The sequence below is a fragment of the Streptomyces sp. NPDC020490 genome, from assembly GCF_044335305.1.
In the GTDB taxonomy this organism is placed as follows: domain Bacteria; phylum Actinomycetota; class Actinomycetes; order Streptomycetales; family Streptomycetaceae; genus Streptomyces.
The window spans coordinates 85,123-109,236 of the sequence record NZ_JBIRUY010000009.1 but is presented as its reverse complement, the minus strand read 5'-3'; the positions used below and the strand labels follow the sequence as shown (position 1 = coordinate 109,236).

The 24,114-nt window shown below is 70.7% G+C and carries 26 protein-coding genes; 16 read left to right on the top strand and 10 right to left on the bottom strand.

Features of this window, described 5'->3' with window-relative positions; genetic code table 11:
- Positions 1–31 precede the first annotated feature (31 nt).
- The 10 genes from ACH4ZX_RS12365 (at position 32) to ACH4ZX_RS12320 (ending at position 7,021) form a co-directional block, all read left to right on the top strand.
- Positions 32–715 (top strand): hypothetical protein, encoded by a 684-nt coding sequence (locus ACH4ZX_RS12365; RefSeq protein WP_398271398.1) that lies wholly within the window; start codon positions 32–34, stop codon positions 713–715.
- A gap of 96 nt (positions 716–811) precedes the next feature.
- Positions 812–1,495, top strand: coding sequence for a PP2C family protein-serine/threonine phosphatase (locus ACH4ZX_RS12360; RefSeq protein ID WP_398271396.1), 684 nt, complete (start codon positions 812–814; stop codon positions 1,493–1,495).
- Between the two features lie 29 nt (positions 1,496–1,524).
- On the top strand, positions 1,525–2,298 hold the full coding sequence (locus ACH4ZX_RS12355) for a hypothetical protein (protein WP_398271394.1): 774 nt from the start codon (positions 1,525–1,527) through the stop codon (positions 2,296–2,298).
- A gap of 32 nt (positions 2,299–2,330) precedes the next feature.
- On the top strand, positions 2,331–3,077 hold the full coding sequence (locus ACH4ZX_RS12350) for a hypothetical protein (protein WP_398271392.1): 747 nt from the start codon (positions 2,331–2,333) through the stop codon (positions 3,075–3,077).
- A 6-nt stretch (positions 3,078–3,083) separates the two neighbouring features.
- Positions 3,084–3,626 carry a hypothetical protein gene (locus ACH4ZX_RS12345; protein ID WP_398271390.1) on the top strand — a complete coding sequence of 181 codons (543 nt, stop codon included), beginning with the start codon at positions 3,084–3,086 and terminating at the stop codon, positions 3,624–3,626.
- Between the two features lie 83 nt (positions 3,627–3,709).
- Positions 3,710–4,081: a hypothetical protein gene (locus ACH4ZX_RS12340; protein WP_398271388.1), complete on the top strand. Its 372-nt coding sequence runs from the start codon at positions 3,710–3,712 to the stop codon at positions 4,079–4,081.
- Positions 4,081–4,479, top strand: a complete 399-nt coding sequence (locus tag ACH4ZX_RS12335; protein WP_398271386.1) for a hypothetical protein — start codon at positions 4,081–4,083, stop codon at positions 4,477–4,479. The genes ACH4ZX_RS12340 and ACH4ZX_RS12335 overlap by 1 nt, the downstream gene beginning before the upstream one ends.
- A gap of 97 nt (positions 4,480–4,576) precedes the next feature.
- Complete coding sequence (locus ACH4ZX_RS12330) at positions 4,577–5,212, top strand: hypothetical protein (protein WP_398271384.1); 636 nt, start codon at positions 4,577–4,579, stop codon at positions 5,210–5,212.
- Positions 5,209–6,207 carry an N-6 DNA methylase gene (locus tag ACH4ZX_RS12325; protein WP_398271382.1) on the top strand — a complete coding sequence of 333 codons (999 nt, stop codon included), beginning with the start codon at positions 5,209–5,211 and terminating at the stop codon, positions 6,205–6,207. Before ACH4ZX_RS12330 ends, ACH4ZX_RS12325 begins: the two co-directional genes overlap by 4 nt.
- A gap of 67 nt (positions 6,208–6,274) precedes the next feature.
- Entirely contained in the window at positions 6,275–7,021 is a 747-nt protein-coding gene (locus ACH4ZX_RS12320) for a hypothetical protein (RefSeq protein ID WP_398271380.1), read from the top strand.
- A 97-nt stretch (positions 7,022–7,118) separates the two neighbouring features.
- Here the strand turns inward: ACH4ZX_RS12320 and ACH4ZX_RS12315 are convergent, their stop codons facing one another.
- Positions 7,119–7,667, bottom strand: coding sequence for a GIY-YIG nuclease family protein (locus tag ACH4ZX_RS12315; RefSeq protein ID WP_398271378.1), 549 nt, complete (start codon positions 7,665–7,667; stop codon positions 7,119–7,121).
- Between the two features lie 112 nt (positions 7,668–7,779).
- On the opposite strand from ACH4ZX_RS12315, the gene ACH4ZX_RS12310 reads away from it, so the two are divergent.
- Complete coding sequence (locus ACH4ZX_RS12310) at positions 7,780–8,034, top strand: hypothetical protein (RefSeq protein WP_398271376.1); 255 nt, start codon at positions 7,780–7,782, stop codon at positions 8,032–8,034.
- Positions 8,035–8,823: 789 nt separating this feature from the next.
- Here the strand turns inward: ACH4ZX_RS12310 and ACH4ZX_RS12305 are convergent.
- Positions 8,824–9,000, bottom strand: a complete 177-nt coding sequence (locus ACH4ZX_RS12305) for a hypothetical protein (protein ID WP_398271374.1) — start codon at positions 8,998–9,000, stop codon at positions 8,824–8,826.
- Positions 9,001–9,687: 687 nt separating this feature from the next.
- On the opposite strand from ACH4ZX_RS12305, the gene ACH4ZX_RS12300 reads away from it, so the two are divergent.
- Entirely contained in the window at positions 9,688–10,938 is a 1,251-nt protein-coding gene (locus tag ACH4ZX_RS12300) for an IS701 family transposase (protein WP_398271372.1), read from the top strand.
- A 55-nt stretch (positions 10,939–10,993) separates the two neighbouring features.
- Here the strand turns inward: ACH4ZX_RS12300 and ACH4ZX_RS12295 are convergent, their stop codons facing one another.
- A complete protein-coding gene (locus tag ACH4ZX_RS12295) occupies positions 10,994–11,872 on the bottom strand; it encodes a helix-turn-helix transcriptional regulator (protein WP_398271370.1) in 879 nt (292 codons plus the stop codon).
- A gap of 200 nt (positions 11,873–12,072) precedes the next feature.
- On the opposite strand from ACH4ZX_RS12295, the gene ACH4ZX_RS12290 reads away from it, so the two are divergent.
- Genes ACH4ZX_RS12290 through ACH4ZX_RS12275 form a run of 4 tightly spaced genes read left to right on the top strand, consistent with a single transcriptional unit; the run spans position 12,073 to position 15,914 of the window.
- Positions 12,073–13,509, top strand: a complete 1,437-nt coding sequence (locus ACH4ZX_RS12290; RefSeq protein ID WP_398271368.1) for an MFS transporter — start codon at positions 12,073–12,075, stop codon at positions 13,507–13,509.
- Positions 13,499–14,413 (top strand): alpha/beta hydrolase, encoded by a 915-nt coding sequence (locus ACH4ZX_RS12285; protein ID WP_398271366.1) that lies wholly within the window; start codon positions 13,499–13,501, stop codon positions 14,411–14,413. Before ACH4ZX_RS12290 ends, ACH4ZX_RS12285 begins: the two co-directional genes overlap by 11 nt.
- Entirely contained in the window at positions 14,410–14,931 is a 522-nt protein-coding gene (locus tag ACH4ZX_RS12280; protein WP_398271364.1) for a hypothetical protein, read from the top strand. The genes ACH4ZX_RS12285 and ACH4ZX_RS12280 overlap by 4 nt, the downstream gene beginning before the upstream one ends.
- Positions 14,928–15,914 carry an MsnO8 family LLM class oxidoreductase gene (locus tag ACH4ZX_RS12275; protein WP_398271362.1) on the top strand — a complete coding sequence of 329 codons (987 nt, stop codon included), beginning with the start codon at positions 14,928–14,930 and terminating at the stop codon, positions 15,912–15,914. The genes ACH4ZX_RS12280 and ACH4ZX_RS12275 overlap by 4 nt, the downstream gene beginning before the upstream one ends.
- 142 nt (positions 15,915–16,056) lie before the next feature.
- On the opposite strand, the gene ACH4ZX_RS12270 is transcribed toward ACH4ZX_RS12275, so the two are convergent.
- From ACH4ZX_RS12270 to ACH4ZX_RS12240, 7 genes are all read right to left on the bottom strand, one after another.
- Positions 16,057–17,238 (bottom strand): acyltransferase family protein, encoded by a 1,182-nt coding sequence (locus ACH4ZX_RS12270; RefSeq protein ID WP_398271360.1) that lies wholly within the window; start codon positions 17,236–17,238, stop codon positions 16,057–16,059.
- Positions 17,239–17,310: 72 nt separating this feature from the next.
- Positions 17,311–18,543 carry an FG-GAP repeat domain-containing protein gene (locus ACH4ZX_RS12265; RefSeq protein ID WP_398271358.1) on the bottom strand — a complete coding sequence of 411 codons (1,233 nt, stop codon included), beginning with the start codon at positions 18,541–18,543 and terminating at the stop codon, positions 17,311–17,313.
- Between the two features lie 19 nt (positions 18,544–18,562).
- On the bottom strand, positions 18,563–19,318 hold the full coding sequence (locus ACH4ZX_RS12260) for a hypothetical protein (protein WP_398271356.1): 756 nt from the start codon (positions 19,316–19,318) through the stop codon (positions 18,563–18,565).
- A 14-nt stretch (positions 19,319–19,332) separates the two neighbouring features.
- Positions 19,333–20,529, bottom strand: a complete 1,197-nt coding sequence (gene wecB, locus ACH4ZX_RS12255) for a non-hydrolyzing UDP-N-acetylglucosamine 2-epimerase (protein WP_398271354.1) — start codon at positions 20,527–20,529, stop codon at positions 19,333–19,335.
- A 70-nt stretch (positions 20,530–20,599) separates the two neighbouring features.
- A complete protein-coding gene (locus tag ACH4ZX_RS12250) occupies positions 20,600–22,276 on the bottom strand; it encodes an FAD-dependent oxidoreductase (RefSeq protein WP_398271352.1) in 1,677 nt (558 codons plus the stop codon).
- A 63-nt stretch (positions 22,277–22,339) separates the two neighbouring features.
- Positions 22,340–23,125: an SDR family NAD(P)-dependent oxidoreductase gene (locus ACH4ZX_RS12245; RefSeq protein ID WP_398271350.1), complete on the bottom strand. Its 786-nt coding sequence runs from the start codon at positions 23,123–23,125 to the stop codon at positions 22,340–22,342.
- Between the two features lie 33 nt (positions 23,126–23,158).
- Positions 23,159–24,091, bottom strand: a complete 933-nt coding sequence (locus tag ACH4ZX_RS12240; protein ID WP_398271348.1) for a UTP--glucose-1-phosphate uridylyltransferase — start codon at positions 24,089–24,091, stop codon at positions 23,159–23,161.
- Positions 24,092–24,114: the final 23 nt, after the last annotated feature.

Here is a 24,114-nt window from a genome sequence, read left to right as displayed (position 1 = left end):
CCGGACCCACAACCACGAAGGAGAGAGCGAAGTGGACCAGCCCACGCGCGAGCAGTTACTGCACGCCGAAGCCGCCAGGTATGGCATCGCGCCGGCCGTGATCGACCGCGCGGTCGGTGTCATCGCCGCCGTCCAGCGCCGCGACCGCGCCGACTTCCGGCAGAACTTCGGCGGAGAGCTGACCCCCGACCGATGGCTCGCCGCCTACGGCGTCTCCGGTTTCCGGGAACTGTGCGCGTACGCGGCCCGCAAGGCCGGGCTCGGCGAGGACGGCGACCTGATCATGCGCATCGTCTCCGCCGTCGCCCCGCCCTCCGAGCAGCACGCCGACGACCGGCCCCTCCAGTTCTGGGCCCGCCCCCTCACCGACCCCGACGAAGCGACGTTCCCCGCCTACCGCGTCACCTACGAGGACCCGCAGGTCGACAGTGGCACCGGCTTCGACTGGTCCGGAGCCCTGTTGCGCCGCACCCTCAGCCAGACCACCCGGCACGGCCGGGGCGCCGCGAGCCTCGAGGAGGCCACCGGGGTCGTCGTCTTCACCGACGGGGAACTCCCCGGGGCCTACGTCGCACGCCCCGCTCCCGGCCACGCCCAACCCACCTGCGCCCGCTGCGGCCAGTGGGAGAGGGAGCACACGCTCCACGAACGCTTCGGCTCCTGCCCGCAGTTCATCGCCCCGGCTGCCCAGCAGGTCGGGGTCGGCGCGCCCTAGCACTCCACACCCCCGCCCGGGGTCGCGCCGGTGCGAGCGGCTCCGGCCCCGGGCGGTCCGCCCTCGAATCACCTCATCCCGCAAAGGAGTTCAGACATGTCCCGAACACCGTGGCGCGTCGGCGGCGCACAACGGCAGGGCCGACGCGAGGTGCAGGCGGACGCTTTCGCCGTCACGGGCGACCGGGCCACAGGCCGTATCGCCGTGGCCGTGACCGACGGCATCGGCGACACCGCGGACGCCGCCGACGCGGCCCACCTCGCCGCCGAGGAAGCCGCCGGCGCGACGCTCGTCGCCACCCCCGAGGTTGCATGCGCCAGGGCCCGCGACAAGCTCGCCGCCAGCAGCATCACCGCGGACGCGTCGATCGTCGCCGCGCTGTTCGACCCCGACCACAGCCGCATCCGGATCGCGTGGGCCGGCATCTGCCGCGCCTACGCCCTCACCACCGGCGGGGAGCTCCAGCGTGCAACGTACGACCACACGCTCGGCGAGCGCATCCGCGAGCACTCCACACACCGCGGACCGCTGCGGATGTACGACCGCAAGCTCACCCGCACCGTCGCGCGCCACGAGTTCGTGACCACCTCGCTGCCGGCGGAGACCACCACCGCGGTCCTGCTGTGCACGGACGGCGTCAGCCAGAGCGTCGACGAACGAACCATCACTACCGCTCTCCGCTGCGCCGACCCGAACGACGGCGCCGAACTCCTCGCGAGCGCGGCCGGCATCAACGGCGCTGACAACGCGACCGCCCTCGTTCTGCGCCGAGAGAAGTGACCACCGAACTCAGACAGGAGTAAACCCCCATGCCGAGAAGACCACTTCGGCCCACCGAGCTGCCGCTCAACGAACTCGCGACCGCCTACGTCCAAGCCGGCGAAACGCTCTACCTCGCGATCCACGACGACATCGCCGCCCGCGTCCGTATGGCTCACCCCGAGGCCCAGCACCTCGAGATCGGCTTCGACTCCGACGGGGACCTCCGACTGCACGGCATCTGGGGCGGCCAGGAACCCGGGATCGGCCACTGCCGCCTGCTCTACGACCCCCAGAACGACCCGCAGCAGGCGTGGCGCGACGGCCCGCTGGACATCGACGAACTGGTCAGCGACCTCGACCGCGTCCTGGACGCCTCGTTCCTCTACCGATGGGGCGTCGTGGAGCCGCATCCCGTCCACGAGTACCGCGACCGCCGCTGGATCACCTTCCCGCCGGCCGACCGACCCGCCGCCGTCGCGGAGATCGTCCGCAGGCACGTCCCCGAGGCCGAGTCGCTCATCTGCCGATTCGAGGCGAACCACAGGGGCATCGCCGTCGGCTTCGAACAGCTGACGCTCAGGGGCGGCGAAGCGGTCAGCATCCCGTGTCCCCGTTGCTCGCCGGAGACAGAGGAGAGCCCCTGGCCGCACGACGTCTCCCACCACCTGGCCCGCATCCTCGGCCAGCTCTACGCCCTGCCGCACCTGCGCAGCCGGCACCTCACCCCGTGCGTGGAGGTCACCTCCGAGCACGAGGGTCAGATGTGGCAGCTGGTCTTCCCGTACCAGCCGTCCGCCTCGCCCAAGGTCGCTCACCCGTGACAGCCGTCCTGCCCTGGAAGGGGTTACCCCCGATGACCGAATCCGCAGCGCAGCGGTCCGCCACGGCCCTGCGTCACCGGAAGCTCGCCGTCGACGCCTTCAACGCGGCGCAGGCTCAGTACGAGATCGCGGTCCTGGACCATGTCACCGCACAGCTCGTCGAGGCGTACCCGACGACGACCCATCTGACCTTCGACCAGTCCGCACACGACCGGAGAGTGCGACTGCACGGCCTGTGGGCCACGCGCCAAGGCGCCGAGGAACTGCTCCTCGATGTACGCCAGGAGGCCGAGGACACGGCGCTCGACCTGGAGGAACTGGCAGACGATCTGAGCGACGCGCTCGCCGGGCCACGCTCCGCTGCCTGGACCGCCGTTCGTCCGACACCGACGCCGGACAGACGCCGGGTGCTCGACCTTCCGCCGGCCGACCGCGTCGTACGGATCGCGGAACTCGTCCGCGCACACCACCCGAACGCCGGGCTGATCACCGTCGACCTCGCGGGCGACACCTGCCGAGTACTCGACGTCACGGGGGCGGACACCGAGGAGCTCAGCCACCTGATCGCCGGACCGGCCCCGGCTGACCGCCGGCACCCGCTGTGGCCTGCGGAGACCGAGCGGCAGATCGCGGTCCTGACCCGGCAGATCCACGCCCTTCCGCACCTGCGAGCGCAGCACCTCGTCCGCATCGGTGGCCCGACGGAGCACAGGGCGTTCCTCCTGCTCCCACAGATCGAGCCCGAGGCGGAGACCGAGACCGACCCCGACAAGGAATGACCTGTCATGCCCCTGCACATTGAGCGCACGCCGGCGCCCGCGGTTCCCGCCGTACACGCCCAGACGATCGCGGCGAACGTCCTGAACACCTGGCCGACCACCATCGGCCTGACCGTCGAGTACCTCGCCCACCACGACCAGGGGCCGCAGGGTGCCGTCACCTTCGCCATCGTGCGCGCCCAGGAACCGTGGCCCGGCCCCGTCCTGATCCGCTGCGACGGCTACGGCCACATCACCCGCGGCTGCGAGCACCCCCGCCCCGACGGCGAGCCCTGCTGGCACCCCTCTGCGCAGCACCTCTCCCTGCGGGACCAGGGCCGGTGTCCGCGGCATCTGCCGCCCCTTGCCGTCCACGACTGGGTGAGACACCCCGAGCAGCCCCTGTACGGGCGCGTGACCCGCGTCGCCCCGGACGGCACCGTGGCGGTCGACTTCGTGAGCGGCGAGCTCACTCTCCACGCCGCCAGCCTGCTCCGCGTCCCTCCGCACATCGCGGCGGAGCTCGACCGAGCACCCCTCGACGGCCCGGTCCACGTCATCGACGACTGACCGGCCCGGCCACTCCGGCGCCGTGTGCGAGACGGCCACCGGAGACGACACCACACCTTCCCAACGGAAAGAGAGCACTCAACATGCGAGGCCACGCCGTGGTCACCCTCAGCTTCAGCGGACCCGTGTACACGCACGAGCTACGCCCCGGCGACGTGTTCGCCTTCCCCGACGCACCGAGCACGCCGCTCGCGGTGGTCGGCGTCAGGGAGACCGTCGTCCACCCCGATCTCACGCTCCTCGCCCTCACCATCCCCGGCCGGACGGAGCCGCTGCACCTCCCGGCGAGCACCCCGGTCCGAGCGCTGCGCATGGTCCGTACCGTCTCCCTGGCCTGCCTGCTGTGCCGCCAGCCCCAGGACGTCGAACTGGACCTCCCCCGTGACGGCGAACCCCTCTCCCTCATCTGCGCCGACCACGTCCCCGACCTGGACCTGAGTAAGGAGGCCGAGTGATGGCCCTCCACTACCTCAGCGCCGTCCAGCTCCTGCGCCGTGCCGACGAGGCGAAGGCCCGCGCCCTGTACGCCGACGTCATCGAAGCCCTTGAACAGCACTGCACGGACGTCGGCGTGGACTGGTGCGGCAACGAGCTGCACATCACCGTCCAGCTCTCGACCGACGGCGAACAGTACGTGGCGATCGCGGGCCGCGAGTCACTGCCCTGGCACGACGACCGCAGGCAAATCGGCGGCTGGCTGGCCGAACACATCGACAAGACGTACGGCACGTCCAAGGTCATCTACGACACCACCACGGCCGAGGACGAGCCACCCGGCGACATGTCCCTGGAGCCCCTCGCCGAGGAGGTCGGCTCCTACGTGAACGGCTGGCGCGCCGAACACGGCGGATAGCGCCAGCCCACCCACACCACATCAGGGGGCCGAGCCCGTCACCACCCGGCCGGCCCCCTACCCCACCCATGCCTGATTCACGAGAAAGGGCACCCTTGTGCTGACTCTCACCGTCGGCGACGGACCGGCCCTCGAGGCCACCGAGTTCGCCGACTTCGACACCGGCCAAGCCGTCTACCGCGTCACCGACGTCGGCGCCTTCACCCTCGGCTGGGACCCCGACCACCACCCCGAGGCCGACCAGGACCCCATGGAGGAGATCCTTCAGGTCGCCTACGGCACCGGACCACTCGGCTTCCAGATGGACGAAGCCCCGGTCCTCTTCGGCGTCACGCTCGCCGGCGCCGAGTCCTTCCCCCGCTCCGCTCTCGTCGCGGGCGACCTGCGGCTCCGTCCGCACCGGCTCATCATCAGCGCACCCGTGCACGCACCGAGGGGAACGGCCCGCCGAGCCTCCGCCATCGTCTCCGCCCTGGCCAGACACTGGCTGACCCAGCCCTGGACGCCGGAGCTGCGCCGCGCCCACGAGCACCACTGCGCGCCGCGCTCCCTGAACCGTTACGGCCAACTCGTCGCGCAGCACGAGGAACGCATGCGGAGCCTCTGCGAGGCCCACACCTACTACGTCCAGCGCGCCGAACGCGCAACGGCGATCCTCCAGTCGGGCCCGGTACCCGCACCCGAGGGCGCTCCACCGCACCCGTTCGCCTCGGCCGAGACCGCGGGGCGGTGAGCAGCGTGGTCCAGTTCGACCTGTTCGGCGAGGTGGAGGAGAAGCTCCAGGAGCGCACCCGGCGGCGTGAAGAGGAAGCCGCCAGGCGGCCCGAGCCTCGGCCCGCCCGCAGCCCGCGCCGCAGGCGCCGTGCCCTCCCGAGCGACCCGCACAGGCACGCCGGCTCAGTTGCCGAGAGCGTGATCGCCGCGTGGTTCAGCCACTACGGCGGCAGCCGTATGGACGTCCCACTGGGAACCATCGCCGCCCTGGCCTTCTTCCGGGAGCCGCTCGTCGCCGACTGGCTCCTCACCCTGGAACCCGCCCAACTGCCCCAGCTGCTGCGGGAGATCTGGGCAGCCCAGTGGATGACACGCCCCGACCTCGTCGAGGTCGCACGGCCGCTTCACGACTGGGTGGAGGAAGACCCCGACGAACACCAACTGCGTGCGGTGCAGGCCGTCGTGCACACCGCAGTCCACGGCGGCCTGTTCGACCTCACCGCCCGGGACGATCCGACCGAGCGGTCCGAGGCCGACGTCCTCAGCCCGCTCCTGACGGGCCTGCGCCACAAGAGCGACAAGAAGTGGCGCGGCGAGTACCACACCCCGTCCTGCGTCACCGACCTGATGGCCGAGGTCCTCGCCGTCGGCGACCAAGGATCGACCATCCGCGAACCAGCCCTCGGCACCGGCGGCATGTTCCGCTCCGTCGCCCAGACGCTGCGCTTCCGCGGCCTCAACCCGCACGACTACACCTGGCTCGGCAACGACATCGACCGCCTCGCCACCGCCTGCGCCGCCGTCAACGCGATCCTCTGGGACCTCGGCCCCAAGACCGTCATCTGGTGCGCCGACACCCTGGCCACCAAGGACGCTGGCCTCACTGAGGCCCTCGACCAACGCGCCGCGGTCATCAAGCACCGCAATGCCGTCGTCGAGCAGGCCCTCTTCGAGCGGCGAGCTCACCAACTGCTCCAGGCCCTCAACCAACTGACCGAGGGAGCCGCAGCGTGAAAGCGCCCTCAACCTCGACCCCCTTGCGGAAGCCCGACCCAACCTCACGGACCCGGAAGGAAAGCGCATGAGCCCAGCGAAGTCGAACGCGCCCAAGGACACCGACGCGCCGAAGAAGCAGCGTGTCTTCCCAGCGGACTTCGAAGAGTTCGTCACCGCCACCGCGGCGGGACTCGGTGACGGATGGACCGTCGACACCGACAACAAGCCCAATCCGGGTGTGTCCGCATACCTCGTCCACCCCGACGGCCGCCGCATCGGCATCAAGCACATCTGGAAGGGAGCGGCGGTGCAGACCTGGGCACTTGACGTGCCGCCCCGCACGTTCGACAACGAGGTGGACGCCGAGGCGCACGCCTGGAGCGTCAAGCAGCTCACCCCTGGCGTCCGCTACAACGTCGGCGTCTGCTTCACGAACAACCCACCCGCCGCGACCACCGCGCGGAACATCCGCACCCGACTCCTGCCGGCGTTCGACGGCAAGCGCCCACCGCTGCGCGCCTTCCCGAAGAAGCGCTCCCGACGCGTCCCGGCCATGGAGAGGGACACGGCAGCTACGGGCCTGACGGAGACCAACAAGGGCGAACAGGCGGCGACCGAACCCGAGCCGCAGAAAACCGCCGCTCCGGCGAAGCCCGCACGACGCACAGCCAAGAAGGCACAGCCCGTCGGATCGGAGGCCGAGTCGAAGAAGCCGCCGACCATGCCCCGCCCACGGCGCTCCACGGCGCTCCACGGCAGCGGCCACGAAGGCCAAGAAGGCGCAGGCCGCCAAACCGCGGCAGCCTCGAGCGACCGACACCAGCACCGGTAGCTGATCAACACCCAGGGTGCGGGGCGTCTCTCACGTCGCCCCGCACCCTTCGCATGTGGCTGAGCCTGAGAAGCACCGTGCCACACACCCTTCTGGGCTACTCGGCCGGTCGCGGACCAGCGCTGCAGTAGTACCTCCTACGCGCCTGCTCGACCGCGTCGCGCGCCACCCCCCGCTCCGCGCCGTTGACATTGAGTGGCGGACGCAACCGGGAGATCAGCTCTCCTTCTACCGCGAGTGGATCAGCATGCTCGGTCCAGGTGAGGGCGAGGTGCCTGCGCATCCACTCGCTGAGACGCTCCTCGTCCTCCGGCACGAGGACCACCCGGTCGGTCCAAGCCGTCCAGTAGCCCTCGGTAGGCATGAGCAGCCCCGCCAGCGTCCGACGCAGAGTGGAGCTCCCGGAGCGCCTCAGATGGTTCGAGGCGACCCGGCTCCGCAACCGAGTGGCCTTGCCGAGATAGAGCAGCCGTCGGTTCGGATCCGCGAGGTTCGCCGGTCCCGGAAACGACGGCAGAACGCTCGGTGCCGCCCACCAGGCGTACAGCCCCGCTGTTCTCGGTAGCGCGGCCGCCGCCTCGCACAAGGAGAGCGGACTGGTGAACAAGGCTGTGATGGTCCGTTGCACGGCCGTCTCCTCCGGCATGGCCGGAGGATAAGGGCACAGCGGAAGGTTCGCACTGCCTTCTGCAGAGCAGGGGCGGACTGCGGCTCAGACGTGCCATGGTCTCCCCACCGTTATGAATCCTGGGGAGATCATGCGCCTGACGAGGGAAGTGCGCCAGCAACTGCTGGTGCAGAACGAGGGCTTCGAGCTGCAGACCAGCTACGAGGGAAGGAACTTTCGCGAGTACCGGCGGTACCGGATCACGGGAGGCGAGTTGCGCATCCGCTCCAGCGGCAAGACGTCATGGGCAGACAGCCGCTTCGACAACGAATACGTCGCCACCGACGAGCAGACACACCGGTTCCTGCGGGAGCACCTGGATGAGCTGAACACCGACGGGCTGTAGGGGAGTCCCAAGCCGAACGCACAGCGCCCGCACCGAAGCCTGATGCGGGGCGTCTCGGCCGCTTCCTCAGCCACGTCAGGGGGAGCAGCATGCCGATTTCACGGAGTCTCCTCGGTTACGCGAAGTGACCGCTTCGGGCGTCGCGGCGGCGCGGAGAAAATGGCGAAAAGTGAACGGGCTCCATCCAGTGTTGCCGAGCCGAAGGAGGGGCCAACGCCCTGCCCGGAATGAGACTCCGTCGCCTGCCGCTTCGGGTCCTGGCCTCCGACGTGGTCGTTCACCGTGACCCCGCGGTGCGACGCTCCGTACCGTCCATCACTGCCCCGCCCCGGGGAACGGGCTGAGGAAACCAGGTCGATTCGGGCGGGCCGGGGAAGCGCTGGGGAAGTACCGTCCGTGACCGTCCGGCATGATCACGCACAAGCTGACACGATCTGACAGGTGCGAAACCGCAGGTGGTAGCCGTTCCGCTACGCAGCCTCCAGGGCACCCGCTCCAGCGCTGGCCACGGAGCGTGTGCACTTTCGAGCCTTGATCGTCCTCATAATCCGTCGGCCGTGGGTTCGAGTCCCACCCGCCCCACCGCGCACTACGCGGGCAGACCCGTCTGACCAGCGATAAGGGCAAGGCCCCCACTCCCGCGGGGGCCTTTTTCGTGCGGCAAGATCATCAGCTCGGCCAGTGCTCGGCCGAAGTGAAAACCCACCACTCGGGTGGCCCGGCTGCCCGTGCAAGGGGAGCGGTGGGCTGGCCAGCGCTGGAGCGGAGCCGCCCGGTCAGGGGCTGCTGCTACCCGGCCGTCTTGCACTCGTCGAGCCAGGGGAACCAGAAGCACAGGCAGTCGTGGGCCGGGTCGTCGGCGGTCGGGGACGGTGAGGGGCTCGGGGGCGTCGTCGACGGCGACGGGGCGGGGGCCTGAGTAGGCGGTGCGGTCTGGGCGGGCTCGGTGGCGGACGGCTGCGGCATCGTGCCTGGGGCGCTCGGGGCGGCGGGAGTGGGCGCGGGTCCGTCCTCCTCGTCTCCGCCCCGGCTCGGACTGCTGCTGGGCGTGCCAGAAGCCGTGCCCTTCGAGTGAAAGGAGGTTGGTGGTGGCCCCCCGGCCTGAGCGTGATCGCCGGCGCCTCGTACACGGCCGCCGGCTGGCCGCGCGGGGGCAGGCGCAGGCTTCGGCATCCTCGCCCAGCGGATCCACGCCGTCGCGATGCGCTTCGCCGGCTGATGACGACCGATGTCGAGGAGCCAGACCGTGCTGTGCATGGCCGGCCCCGGCCTGCGGCCGTGTCCCGGTCCGCAGGCGGCCGTCGGCACGGTCCGGGAGGCGGCGGGGCGGGGGCGGAGCGTCGGCGGCCCTGGGCTGCCGAATCGCGGGGGGAGCCGGTGCTGGTGGTCGCGCGCCGACGGGCGGATGATCATGACAATCCCGCTCCTGCTGCGGTGTTCGCCGCGCCCCGGAGGCTGGGACAGTCAGAAGGTTGCAGATTGTGTTATACAATCTTAACCTATAATTTTCTCTCTCTGAGGCGCAGGTCACAGTGAAGTATCAAGGGCGATGCTTCACTGATCGGTCGAATCCGACTGGAGGCGTAGAGGGGAACGCTGGCCATGCATTTACCGCACGCGCAGCACGTTCTGGCGAGACCGGGTGCCCAGTCCGTGTCTGTCGACACCTTCGCCCAGCGGATCTTCGGCTACCTACCACGAGCCGACCAACGCCGATGGGCCCAGACCTACCTGAAAGGGCTGCTGCTCACTGACGGCAGGAAGTCGATGCGGCGAGTGGCGGAGTCCGTGTCCGGCTCGCCCACCGTGTGGTACTCGCTCCAGCAGTTCATCAACAGCAGCCCGTGGGAGTGGGGGCCGGCTCGCGACGCTCTGGCGCAGTGGATCGAGGAGCGGTCGTCCGTGCGGGCGTTGACCATCACGCCCGTCGCCCTGCCCAAGCGCGGCGACCAGTCCGTGGGCGTGCACCAGCGATTCGACGTCTCCAGCGGGCGAACCGTCAACTGCCAGCTCGCGGTCGGCCTCTTCCTGTCCTGTCCCGGGGCCAATTTCCCCGTCGACTGGCGGCTCGTGCTGCCACGGCGGTGGACCGACGAGCCCGGTCTGCGCCGGCGCGCCCGCATACCCGAGACCGAGAGCTACCGTCCCCAGTGGAGACACATGGTGGACCTGCTGCTGGACGGCCATGTCGGCAGCACCTGTTCGCCGGACGTGCCGGTGGTGGCCGACATGGGAGACGCGACCGAACTCGCGGAGCTGACGGACCTTCTGGACAGCACCGGGCGCGACTTCATAGTCGCCATCAACCCCCGGCTGGTGGCACCTCGCGAGGGCAGGGTGCCGGAACAGCGCTTGCCCACCCGCCTGCAGAGAATTCCCTATGGCCGAACTCCCTATGACAGAACCGCCCATGACGCCCTCCGCCGCAGGACCGGGCGCGTGGCCGGCCACCGTCCGGCCGGGCCGGACGTGCGGCGTACGTGGAGCCAGCACACCGCGGCCGTCACGGGTGCCGACGGGAGGTTCCGTCAGGCCCAGGTCCTGTCCACCCTGCTGAGGCAGCCGGCCCGCAAGCCGCAGCAGGGGAGCGGTGAGCGTGAGCAGTGGGCGTACAGGTTGTTCACCGAACTCGCCGCGGACGGACGGCCGGGCTCCCGGATCTGGTTCACCAACCTCACCCACCACCGGCTCGACGAGCTTCTCGAACTGACCCGCCTCTACGTCAGTTCCACGGTCACCGCCGACTGCATGGACGGTCGGTACGAGCTGCTGGACTTCGCCGGGCGTTCCTTCCCCGCCTGGCACCATCACATGACCATGGCTTCGGCGGCGTACGCCCATCTGCGCCTGGCGGACTCCGGGTGCCCGTCCCTGTCGCACCTGGTCGGGCAGCGCGGCGCCTGAGAACGGCACCGGCCGGGGAGCTGTACGCTCCCCGGCCGGTCGGCGCGTTCTGACCTCACACCGCCGCGGAGGTGCTCCCGACCTCGGATGCGGTCGCGCTGCCCAGCAGGCGCAGGGCCGCCTCGGAGGGTGAGCCCGGTTCGGCCGTGTAGGCGATCAGACGCTGGCCGGACGAGCCGGGGATGACGAGGTTCTCGAAGTACAGGTCCATCGTGCCGACCAGCGGGTGACGCAGCTGCTTCACCCCCGAGGTGCACGTGCGCACCGGATGGCGGGCCCAGCGGGAGGCGAACTCATTGCACTGCACGGTGAGTTGGCCGACCAGTTCGGTCAGCCGACGGTCGTCGGGGTGCCGGCCGGCGATCAGCCGCAGCGAGGCGACCGCGAGCTGCGCCTCGTCGTGCCAGTCGGTGTACAGGGCGCGGTAGCGCTCGTCCAGGAACAGCATCCGCGTCACATTGGGCCGGGTGGCCGGTGTCTCGGGGCTGTCCGCGGGCAGATGCGCGGCGAGCAGCGCGTGCCCCAGCCGGTTCCAGGCCAGGATGTCGTTGCGGCGGTCCAGGACCAGCGCCGGCACCTCCGACATGGCCGCCAGTAGCTGTCGTGCCGAGCGGCTGGCCTGCTCCGCGCGGGGTGCGGCGGGGCGGTTCGCAGTGGTGGGCCGGGCCAGGTCCTTCAGGTGCGCGGTCTCGTCGTCGGTCAGCCGCAGGGTGCGCGCGATCGCGTCCAGCACCGAGTCCGAGGCGCTGAGTGCGCGGCCCTGTTCGAGACGGGTGTAGTGGGTGATGCTGACCCCGGCGAGCATGGCCAGCTCCTCCCGGCGCAGCCCGCTGACCCTCCGGCGGGTCGGATGCGGGGTGATGCCGACGTCCTCCGGGCGCAGTGCGGCACGGCGGGACTTCAGGAAATCCCCCAGTTCGGACGCAGTCTCCATCGATGCCTCCCGTTCACTCCCCTCCATGATGCCCGCCCGCCGCGCCGGTCGTGAGCGGTAAGGGTGGTCATGTGATGACCACCCTTGCGCTGGCTGCGCGAGACAGGGGGCTGGCTGGGGTCCCGGGCCGGGACGAGTCTCGTTCCAGCGGTGCGCACCACCGACGCACCAAGGAGCTCGAACGAAAGGGACTCGACGTCATGTCCGTCACTGATTCGGACACGGCCCGTACGGCCGTAGGAACGGCCCCAGCCGTCCTCACCCCGCGCCTGCGGCTGGTGCTGGTGCTGCTGCTCGCGGCCCAGTTCATGCTGGCCGTGGACTTCTCCATCCTGAACGTGGCACTGCCGGTGATCGGCGAGGGCCTGGGCTTCTCCCTGGCGCACCTGCAGTGGATCGGCACCGCGTTCGCCCTGTGCGCGGCGGGCTTCACCCTGCTGTTCGGCCGGGTCGCGGACCTGTTCGGCCGCCGCCGGCTCTTCCTCGGCGGTCTGATGGTGCTGGGCGCCGCCTCGCTGCTGGGCGGTCTGGCACAGAACCCGGAGGTGCTGATCGCGGCGCGTGTCTTCCAGGGGCTCGCGACCGCCGCGGTGACCCCGGCCGGCCTCTCGCTCATGACGACCTCGTTCCCGGAGGGACCGCTGCGGGAGAAGGCCCTCGGCCTCAACGGGGCCCTGATGTCCGCCGGATTCACCACCGGCGCCATCCTCGGCGGCCTGCTGACCGACCTGCTCTCCTGGCGCTGGGCGTTCTTCATCAACGTGCCCGTCGCCCTCGCCGTCCTGATCGTCGCCCCCACGGTCATCAAGGAGTCCCGGCCCGACGAGCGCCCGAAGCTGGACGTCCCCGGCGCCGTCAGCGTCACCCTCGGTCTGCTGGCCATCGTCTTCGGCCTCACCCAGGCCGGTGAGCAGGGCTGGGGCTCCGCGAGCGCCCTGCTGTCGCTGGCGGCCGGCGTGCTGCTGCTGATCGTCTTCTGGGCCGTCGAGCGCAAGGTGAGCGCCCCGCTGGTGCCGCTCGGCGTGCTCGGCAAGCGTTCGGTGGCCTGGGGCAACATCGCCGGTCTGATCGCCTTCCTCACCGAGACCTCCCTGGTCTTCCTGCTGACCCTCTACCTCCAGGAGGTGCTCGGCTTCTCCCCGCTGGCCGCCGGACTGTCCTTCGGCGTGCTGGGCATCGGAACGGTCGTCGGCGGCTCGATCGCCCCCAAGGTCATCGGGAAGATCGGCAGCAAGCAGACGCTGATCACCGGCGGCATCCTGCAGACCGTGTTCACCGCCGCCCTGCTCGGCCTCGGCGACAACGGCTCCTGGATGTGGCTGCTGCTGGTCGCCACCTTCGCCGGCGGTGTCGGCAACATGCTCGTCATCGTCGGCTTCATGGTCACCGCCACCTCCGGTCTCGCCGACCACGAACAGGGCCTGGCCACCGGGCTCGCGACCATGACCCAGCAGATCGGCATCACCATGGGCACACCGATCATGAGCGCCATCGCCACCGCCGCGATGACCGGAACGGGCGCCGCGGCCGTCCTCGGCGGACTGAAGACGGCCATCGCGGTCAACGCCGCCATCGTCCTCCTCGGCGTCCTCACCAGCGCCGTGTTCCTGCGCGGTGATCGGTCGAGTGCGCAGTAACTCGAACTCCCGACGCAACTCACGGCGGTACGAACCCCACGCCGGCCCGGCCGGTACGGACGAGGACTGGGCCGTACGCCCGGACACCCGGCGGTCCGGTGCGGTGGAGTGGCGGCCGAGCTGGCTGGACGCGGGAACCCACCGCATCCCGGTACGGATCTACCGGCCCGGACCGCGGTCGTACGGCTGGCTGGTCTGGGCGCACGGCGGCAGCTGGCAGGCCGGGGCGGTCGAGCACTGGCACGGGCCCGTCATGGACCTCGCGAAAGCCTCAGGGTGCACGGTGGTCAGCACCGGCTACCGACTGGCCCCCGGCTACCGGCACCCCGCCCAGCTGGAGGACGTGCTGACCACACTCGCGTGGGCCGGGGAACAGGCGGCGGACGGCGAGCCGCTGGCGGTCGGGGGCGACAGCGCGGGCGGCACCATCGCCGCCTGCGCGGCCCTCGCCCGCCGCGACCGCGACCAGCCGCTCGCCGCCCAGGTGCTGGCCTATCCGCCCCTGGACCCCGACTGCGCAGCCGCCTCCTACACCAGCGAGCCGGGCGCCTTCCCCGCGGCGGAGGACCTCCGGCTGGCCTGGGAGATGTACCGCGGCGGAGTCGAGACCGCCGTACGCGGCGGGACCCCGCTGTACAGCACCCCCCTGGCGGCGGAGCGGCTGGACGGCCTGGCCCCGGCGGTACTCGCGGTCGGCGAGCTCGATCCCGTCCGCGACGACGTCCGGGAGTACGCCCGGCTGCTGCGCGAGGCGGGCAACGCCGTATGGCTGAAGACCTTCCCCGGCACCCCGCACGCGGCCTTCCTCGCCGCCGGCGGCCCCGGTGCGGGGAACCCGGGGCTGCGGCGCTGGCTGGGCGCGGCGCTGCGTGAGCAACTGGAAGCACGGAAGGAGACACCATGACCACCACACCACCCGAGACGGTGCCGCAGCACATCGCGGCCCTGCTGCGCCACTTCGGTGACCTGCGCGACGGCACCCACGGCGAGAGCGGCGACACCGTGTCGCGCCGCGGCAAGGAACGGCACTTCGAGAAGGCCGTCGAACTGCTCCACCCGTACGCCGTCCAGGTGCTGGAGGAGTTCGACACCGTCCTGCTCCTCGGTACCGGCGAGGTGACGGCGAGCGGGATCCGGCGCACGCAGGACGGGGGCCTCGGGGCGAGCTGGACGCTGTCGTGGCCCGAGCAACGGGAGGCCGGGATCGCGCCGATCACCCTTCTCGCGTACTACGGCGGCGGCTTCCACCACCCCCATCTGCGGGGGGCGACCGTGCACGACTGGCCGCTGAACGTGTTCACTCCCGAGCAGGCGGCGGCCGAGGTGCCCACGCTGCGTGCGATCGCCACCGGTGATCTGCACAACCTGGTCTTCCAGCGGGACTACCAGATCGTGCCGGCGACCGTGCGGGGCGGGCGATGAGCGGGGCGGCCGCGCGGGCCCCGCGCCTGTCGGTGCTGGACCAGTCACCCGTCGGCACGGGCTTCTCACCGGCCGACGCGCTGCGAGCGTCGGTCGAACTGGCTCAGGCTGCCGAGGAGTTGGGACACGTCCGGTACTGGACTGCGGAACACCACGGTTCCCCGGGGTTCGCGGGCTGCGCCCCGGAGATCCTCGCCGCCGTCCTGCTGGGCCACACCCGGCGGATGCGGGTCGGCACCGGAGGGGTGCTGCTGCCCCGGTACTCGCCGGCGAAGGTGGCCGAGGTCTTCTCGGTCCTGTCGTCGGTGTACCCCGGCCGGGTGGACCTGGGCCTGGGCCGCAGCGGAGGTCCCGCCCACGACTATCCGCAGCGGGTGCTGGCGGTGCGGGCGCTGCTGGGTCTGGACGGCGCCGACCCGCTCGCCGGGGGCGAGACGGGGCTGGTCCCACCCGTGCGGCCACAGATGTGGCTGCTCGGCGCCGGGGCGAGTTCGGCGCTGCTGGCGGGCGAACTGGGGACGGGGTACGCCTTCGCGCACTTCCTGGTGCCCGGCCCGGCCCGGGAGGCCCTCGCCTCCTACCGGACGACGCTCGCCGAGCACGGCCGGGCGGTCCGCGGGGGCGTGCTCGCGGTACGCGTCGTCACCGCCGAGAGCGAGCAACGGGCCGAGGCGCTCGCGCAGAGCGTGCTGCTGTGGCGGGCCCGCAAGGACCTGGGCGAGGACCTGCCGTTGCCCAGCGTCGAGGACGCGCGCAAGCACCGGTGGGATTCGCTGGAGGCCGAGCGGGCCGCTGTCCGCCGGCGTTCCCTGGTGTGGGGGACGCCGGAGCAGGTGCGGGAGCGGTTGACCGAGCTGGCGGCCGAGCACGGGGTCGACGAGATCATGGTCAACACGCTCACCTGCGCGCCGGAGGACCGGTTGCGGTCGCACGAGCTGCTCGCGAAGGCCTTCGCGGAAGAGGCGCGGGCGGTGCGGGTGTAGCCGGCCGTCGTCGGTCGCGGGTGCGTCGAGGCTGGTCGCGCCCGCACCGCGAAGCCGCATGCCGATACGGGTCCGCGCCCCTGGAGGGGCGCTCATGGGGGCCGGGGTCCTGAACCCCGGCCCCCGTCGCTTCAGCGGCGGCTCAGAGTGCTCGTACCGACGTCGGCCGGGATTCGGCCGGGGCCGGCGTGGCCGGTTCCGTCGTGCGGCGGCTCCGGCTGAAGCGGCGCATCGCCGGCATTTCCACGAAGCGGTACAGGAGCCAGCCGGCCAGCAGTGATGCGGCGAAGAAGCCGATGATGAGCAGGATCGACGCCGGTACCGAGTAGGTGGCGCCGTCCAGGAGCGAGCGAAGGTAGAAGATCGTCACCCCCTGGACCAGGTAGAAGCCGAAGGAGACCTCACCCAGCCAGACCATCGGGCGGCTGCGCAGCCAGGTGTGCCGGCCGGCGACGTCGGATGCGGCCACCGAGGCGATCAGCGCGCCGATGGGGACGATCGTCACGGTGACGAACGTGTACTGGAAGGGCACCAGGAAACCGGCGGCGTACCCCAGTGCGCACAGCACCAGCGACTTGCCGATGCCCATCCAGCGGGGCCAGCGGTCGGCCAGTACGAGGCGCGCCAGCAGGACACCCAGCACGAACTCGAAGAGGCGGCCGGGCGGGAACAGGTAGCCGAACCAGAACTGCTTGTCGGAGATCGGGGTGATCGCCGACTTGGGGGTGTCGGGGACCAGGTAGGTCGAGACCAGCTGGACCAGCACCGTGCCGGCGGCCATCGCCGCGGTCCAGCCCCACAGCGCCCCCGCGCGGATCCTGCGGATCGGCACGATCAGGAGCGGGAAGAGGAGGTAGAACAGCAGTTCGCTGCCGAGGGACCAGCTCGGCGGGTTCATGCTGAGGTTGATGTCCGCCTGCGGGAAGAAGGTGTGCACCAGCAGCATGTTGGGCAGCCACTGGCTCACCGACGTGATGGTGGCGCCCGCGAAGAGGATCAGCGAGGCGAGGAACACCACCAGGTGGTTCGGGAAGATCTTCGTCATACGGCGGCGCCAGAACGCCACCATGGACTGCCCCGGCCGCGCCGACCAGGTCAGCACGAAGCCGGAGAGCACGAAGAAGAACGACACCCCGATGTAGCCGGTGTGCAGGAACGCCTTGGTGTAGGCCTTCGCGACGGCGGAGTCGGCGAACGGGTTGATCGGGTCGTTGGGCGGGATGGGCGAGTCGGTGAGGGAGGTGTGGAAGAAGAAGACCAGCAGGGCCGCGAAGAAACGCAGGCCTGTGAGGGAGGGGAGGGCGGCGACGCGGGCGCGGGCCATGACGATGCTCCTCTTGGGGAAACGTCCCGGGGCGGCCGGGCACGGCCGCCCCGGGACTCAGGGGGAGGGGGCCTACTCGGCGAGGTCGATCTCGTTCCGGTGGATCACGATCTTGGCGTCCTTGGCCACGTAGTAGTTCTGCACCGAGTACGCGATGGTGGCGAAGTCGAGCCGGCCGTCACCGTTGAAGTCGGCCGTGGCGATCCGCGCGACGGACTCGTCGGACACCCGCCACTTCGCCCAGATGCCCCGGGCCGCGTCGACGGCCTTGTAGTACATGACGCCCTGCCAGGGCCACGGTCCGCGCAGCGCCACCAGGAACTCGTCGTCGCCGTCCCCGTCGAAGTCGGCGCACACGATCTGGTGGCCGGGGCCCTCGCCGTTCTCGTTCGGGTCGCCGTACACGTCCAGCAGCGTCCGCTCCCAGCCGCCGCCTTCGCCCTTGGTGTAGACGGCGACCGTGTTGCCGTGGAACGGTTCGATCGCGGCCACGTACGCCATCGGGTCGTCGCCGAGCCGTCCGGCGTTCAGGTCGCCGCTTCCCCGGAAGCCGGTCTTCTCGAACTGGCTCAGCTCGCCGGTGCCGATGAGTTCGCGCACCCATTCGCCGCGCTCGGCGTCGAAGTACAGCCAGGTGACGCCCTCGTCGGAGGCGAGCAGCAGTGAGTCCCGGTCGGAGCCGGGGATCAGGCCCCGCTTCTTCTCCGCGCCGTGGATCATGCGGAAGTTGCTGTCGTCGATGACCGTCATCGGCCATTCCTCGGCGCCGAGCACGTCGTCGGGCTGGGTGAAAAGCACCACCGGCAGCACCCCGTGCACATCCGCCTCGGCCACGATCGGCAGTCCGATGATCTCCAGGCGTTCTGACTGGGTGAAGTAGCCGGCCCGCAGCCGGTGCATACCGGTGGCCCGGCCGACGTAGTGCTTCTTCCAGCGGGAGGGGTCCTTGTCGGGCGAGCCGGGGTTCTCCAGCCAGGCGATCTTGCCGCCCTCGGGGTCGGGGTCGACGATGGTGCCGATCGGGCCGTACAGCTCGTAGCAGACGATGATGTCGGGGGAGCCGTTGCCGCTGACGTCGGCGTAGTCGGCCCCGACCGGCATCCGGAAGCCGTCCGCCGCCAGGCGCCGGGTCCACCGGCCGTCGTTCTGGTACCAGTAGATCTCACCCAGGCGCAGGCCGTAGCCGAACAGGTCGGGGCGGCCGTCGCCGTCGATGTCGGGGGCCTCCAGCCAGTAGCCGTCGCGCAGTTGGTCGGCCACCAGTTCCGGGGTGAACTTCGGGATCCGTATCTCGTTCATGGTCATGTCTCCGCTCGACGGTCGGTCACCGCGGGACGCGGTGGTACTCGATGGCCAGCCAGACGCAGTCGGTGTCGGCGCGGTACTGGTGCCAGGGGTAGACGTAGGTGTGGTCGGGCCCGAGGGAGCAGAACGGGTCCGGGGTGGTGTAGCCGGGGCTCATCGGGAGGTCCTGGTAGAGCGTGGAGTGGTCCTGCTCCCGGAACTTCTGCATGCGGCCGAGGCCGGCCACCTGCGTGTGGACCTCGATGAAGTCGTGCCGGTTGTGGATGAAGCAGTCGGTGCCCGCGGGGGCGAACCACAGGTTGACCCGCACCTCGAAGGTGTCCGGCGTGCCGGCCGCCGCGGGCTCCCGCAGCACCCGGGCGGGGTCGAACTCGACCCGGCCGATGGTGTGCTGCGGCCCCCGCGACAGCGGGATGCCCTTGTCGAACGGCAGGCCGCCGGTGGTGCCGTGACCGTCGCCGATCCGGTCGCCCAGCAGCTCGCCGAGCAGCGCCCAGCCCGGCTCGTCCGCGATGCCGGCGATCCGCTCCGCCTTCTCGTCGTCCGTGCGCAGGACGACCAGGAGTTCGGCGCCCTCGATCGTCGTGTCGGTCACGATCGTCGAGGTCATCGGTGGGATCGGGCGCCGCGGGGACTCCGCGACCCAGGCGTCGCCCGGCGCGCAGTTCACGACGACCGCCCGGCCGCCGACGCGGTGCCCGGCCGCGCCGGCGACGACCGTCGCGGCGACGAAGGAGCCGCCCAGGTCCAGCGGGCGTTCCACGGTGTCTGTCATGTGCGTCCCGTTCGTCATGCCCGCGCGTACTCCGCTGACCTGGCCAGCTCGACGGCGAGGCTGTCGACTTCGGTCTCCGGCACGAACGGCTCCGGTGCCGGTCCGTCGCCGAAGAAGTGCGCGATCGCGTCGACCGTGCGCTGCGTCGCCCGTCCGTCGCCGTACGGGTTGGCCGCCGAGGCCATCCGGGCGTACTGCTGCGGGTCTCGCAGCAGCCGGACGGTGTGGCCGTACACGCCGTCGTACGCGGTGCCGACCAGCCGGGCCGTGCCCGCGACCACCGCCTCCGACCGCTCGGTGACATTGCTGATCACCAGGGTCGGCTTGCCCAGGGCGGGGCCTTCCTCCTGCGCGCCGCTGCTGTCCGAGAGGATGATGTCCGCGCGTCGCATGAGCCGGAAGAAGTTCAGGTACGGCAGCGGGTCGACGATCGTGATGTTCGGGTGGCCGCCGATCTGCGGCAGCATCGCCTGCCGTACCGCGGGATTGCGGTGCAGCGGTACGACGACCCGGGTGCCGGGCTCGTCGGCGATGTCGGCGAACGCCCGGGCGATCTCCGGGAGGCGGGGCCAGGCGTCCCGACGGTGCGCGGAGGCGACCACCACCCGCCGGGGGTCGGTGTCCAGGTCTGCCAGCGCGGGGTGGCCGTAGCTCTCCGCGCGGTGGCTCGCCCACTTCAGCGCGTCGATGACGGTGTTCCCGGTGACGGCGATGGCGTCCTCGGCGATGCCCTCGGCGAGCAGGTTCGCCTTGTTGCCCGGGGTGGGGGCCAGATGCAGGGCGGCGATCTGCGCGACCATGCGGCGGTTGCCCTCCTCGGGGAAGGGCGACCCGAGAACGCCGCTGCGCAGCCCCGCCTCCACATGGATGACGGGGATCTGGAGATGGAAGCCGGCCAGGGCGCCGGCCATGGTCGTGGCGGTGTCGCCGTGCACCAGCACGGCCTCCACGTCCAGGGTGCGGAGCCTGGTCTCCAGCTCGCGCAGCGCACGGTAAGTGGTCTGCGAGAGCGTCTGCTTGGGGACCATGACACCGAGGTCGATGTCGGGGCTCAGAGCGAACGCCCGCATGGTCTCGTCCAGCATCTCCCGGTGTTGACCGGTGGAGATGACGATCGGCGCGAAGCGGGGGTCGTCCCGCAGCGCGTGGATGACCGGGGCGAACTTGATGGCCTCCGGGCGGGTACCCAGGACCACGGCAACAGATCGCATCAGGTGTCTCCCGATTGAGGTGTCGCGTCGACGGTGGTGTACGCCCTGTGACAGTCCTCGGGGCCGGGCCCTAGCTCTTGGCGGGCTCGACGGAGAGGGCGTGGTGGAAGAAGTTCGTGGGGTCCCAGCGCTTCTTGACCTGCTGCAGGCGCGGGTAGTTGTCCTTGTAGTACAGGGTGTGCCAGGGGACGCCCGAGGTGTTGTAGCGGGGGTCCGCCATGTCGGTGTCGCAGTAGTTGATGTAGCAGCCGTCCGTGCGGCCGCCGATCAGCGGAACGCCCTTGGTCTCGGCGAAGAACTCGCCGTACAGACCGCGGATCCACTCCAGGTAGAAGTCGTCGTCCGCCGCGTCGGGCCAGAACGTCTGGAAGCACATCTTGAAGGCGCAGTCGCGCTGCGCGTTGGCCGTGTCGTTCGGCCCGACCGCGTTGACCTGGCAGCCGAAGGAGAACAGCACCAGCATGGTGTCGGGGTTCTCGAAGTCCGGCCGGGTCATGTACTTGTACAGCGCGGCGATCTGCTGGTCGCTGAAGTTCTTGCGCATGTAGGCGGACTTGTGCACGGCCCGGGACACCGGGTTGGTGATGGTCGGGTTGTTGGTGCCGACCATCCGGGTGGCGTTCAGCCACGGCATCTCGCGCGGTTCGGCCAGGTCCGCGAGGTGCGGGATCTCGCCGTTCGCCTTGGCCATCGGCTTGGCCGTCAGGCCGGTGCCGGCCGTGATCGCGGCGAAGAAGTCGTCCAGCAGCTTCCGGGCGCCGGGCACGGTGGCGTCGACCTGGGTGAACATGCCGAGACTGCCGTGCGCCTTCGCGCTCACGTTGAACAGGCTCGACAGGTGCCGGTACGGCGAGTCCGGCGCGCTGTTGGCCTCGTGCCAGGCGCCCCAGTTCTTCAGCAGCCGGGTGAACTTCGCCTCGTCCAGATCGGCCCAGGGCAGGTCCACCGCATGCACCAGCACCTTGGACGGCGGCGAGACCAGCTGGTCGCCGGGTTCGGTGCCGTGGGCGTCGGGCGAGCGGAACCAGTAGCGGGTGATGAGGCCGAAGTTGCCGCCGCCGCCACCGGTGTGCGCCCACCACAGGTCGCGGTTCGGGTCGTTCTCCTCGCGGGTGGCGACAGTGGTGCGCACCTTGCCCTGCGCGTCGATGGTGACCACCTCCACGGCGTACAGGTGGTCGACGACCAGGCCGTGGGCGCGGGAGAGCAGCCCGTAACCGCCGCCGGATATGTGGCCGCCCGCGCCGACGCTGTAGCAGATGCCGCCGGGAATGGTCACGCCCCAGCCCTTGTACAGCGCCTCGTAGACGTTGAGCAGGCGGGCACCGGGCTCGACGTAGAAGGCGCGTCTCGCCGGGTCGTAGCCGACGTCGGTCATCTCGGAGAAGTCCAGGATGACCTCGACATCGGGGTTGCACACCAGGGCGGCGAAGCAGTGGCCGCCGCTGCGTACGGAGACCCGCTTGCCGGCCTGGTGGGCGGCGCGCAGCGCGCGTTCGGCGTCGGCGGTCGAGCGGATCATCTTCACGTACTCGGGCGCGGCGACGTACCGCTGGTTGTTCCCGGTGGCCAGCAGGGGGTAGCGGGGGTCGTCGGGGCGGATGAGCGCGCCGACCTCGGCCGGCTCAGCGGCCTGGGCGGGGGAAGCGGTGACGGTGGTCAGTCCGGCGGCGGCCGCCGTGGCGGTGCCGGCGAGGGCGGCGCCGCGGGTGAGGAGGGAGCGGCGGTTCAGGCCTGGGCGTGTCATGAGCACCTCAATAGAAAGACTCGGATTGATGGGGGTGGGTCCAACTGATCGGGGTGGCGGGGGTCAGATCTGGCGCAGCGCGCCGCCGTCGACCGCCCACTCGGCGCCGGTCACCTGACCGGCCAGGGGGGAGAGGAGGTAGGCGATGATCCGGGCCACGTCCTCGGGCCGGCCGATGCGCCCGCTGGGCAGCCTGCGCTCCTCGCGGATGAAGTGGTCGACCGCGTCGTCGGGGGGCATTCCGTACCGTTCGGCGAGTTGGTCGGCGAAGCCGCCCGGCGCGTCGAACAGTGCCGTCCTGGTGGGGCCGGGGGAGACGACGTTGGAGCGCACTCCCTGGGGCGCGAACTCGGACGACAGGGACTTGGACAGGGACAGCAGCGCGGTCTTGGCCGCCGCGTAGTCCAGCAGCGGTGCGTCCGGGAAGCGGGCCGCCTCGCTGGCGATATGCACCAGGCTTCCCGAACCCTGCTCGACGAGCGTGGGCAGAACCGCCCTCGTGAACCGGACCGCCGAATGGAAGTTGAGCTCGAAGGTGGCTTTCCAGTCCGCGTCGGTGGTGTCGAGGAAACCTTGGCGGGAGGTGAGTCCGCCGGCATTGTTCACCAGTCCGTCGATGCGTCCGTGACGTTCCAGAACGGTTTCCGTCACGCGCCGGGCCGCGTCCGGATCGGTGACATCGGCGGAAACCGACGACACGTTCTCGGCGATCGCGTCGACGGCCTTCGTATTGCGTGCGACACCGACGACCAAGGCGCCTTCCGCGGCCAGTAGTCGTGCGGTTGCCGCGCCGATCCCGGCCGATGCGCCGGTGACGATGTGCACCGTGCCGGACAGCTGGAGATCCAACGGAACTTCCTCTCTGGTTCGGTCAGCGGGCGGCTACGCGGCATCCAGCCGCTCCGGCGCGGCGGTGAGGCCGGTGCGGGATCCGACGAACTCGCCGAGCCACGCCCGGAATCCCGGCCCCAGGTCCTCGCGCTCCCAGGCCAGCCGGACCACGGCGCGCAGGTAGTCACTGGGGTCCCCGGTGTCGTAACGGCGGCCGGAGAACACCACGCCGTGCACCGGTCCCGCCGTCCCGCTCTCGCACATCTCGTTCAGGGCGTCGGTGAGCTGGATCTCCCCGCCGCGCCCCGGCCCGGTGCGGCGCAGTACGGTGAAGACCTCGGGCGCCAGCACATAGCGCCCGATCACCGCGTAACTGCTCGGCGCCCGGGCCGGCGAGGGCTTCTCGACCAGGCCGGTCACGCGCAGCACATCGTCCTCTCCGGTGGCCGTCACGGCCGCGCACCCGTACCTGGAGATCTGGTCCGGGCTCACCTCCATGAGGGCCAGGACGCTCCCGCCGTGCCGCCCGTGCACCTCGGTCATGCGCGTCAGCAGGTCGTCCCTGGCGTCGATCAGATCGTCGCCGAGCAGCACGGCGAACGGGTCGTCACCGACGTACGACGCCGCCCGCAGCACGGCATGGCCCAGGCCGCGGGGATCGCCCTGACGCAGATAGTGGATGTTCGCGACGGAAGATGGGGAGTCCAACCGGGAGAGCTTCGCGACATCTCCCTTTTCCCGCAGTGCGCTCTCCAGCTCGAAGCTGCGGTCGAAGTGATCTTCCAGCGGTCGTTTGTTGCGCCCGGTCACCATCAGAATTTCCGAGAGGCCGGCCGAAACGGCTTCCTCGACCACGTACTGAATGGCGGGCCTGTCCACCACCGGCAACATTTCCTTGGGTACGGCCTTGGTTGCTGGCAGGAACCGCGTGCCCAGTCCGGCGGCCGGTATGACCGCTTTGATTATTCGGCGGTTGCTGGTCATGTGGGAGAACTTAACCTCGCCCC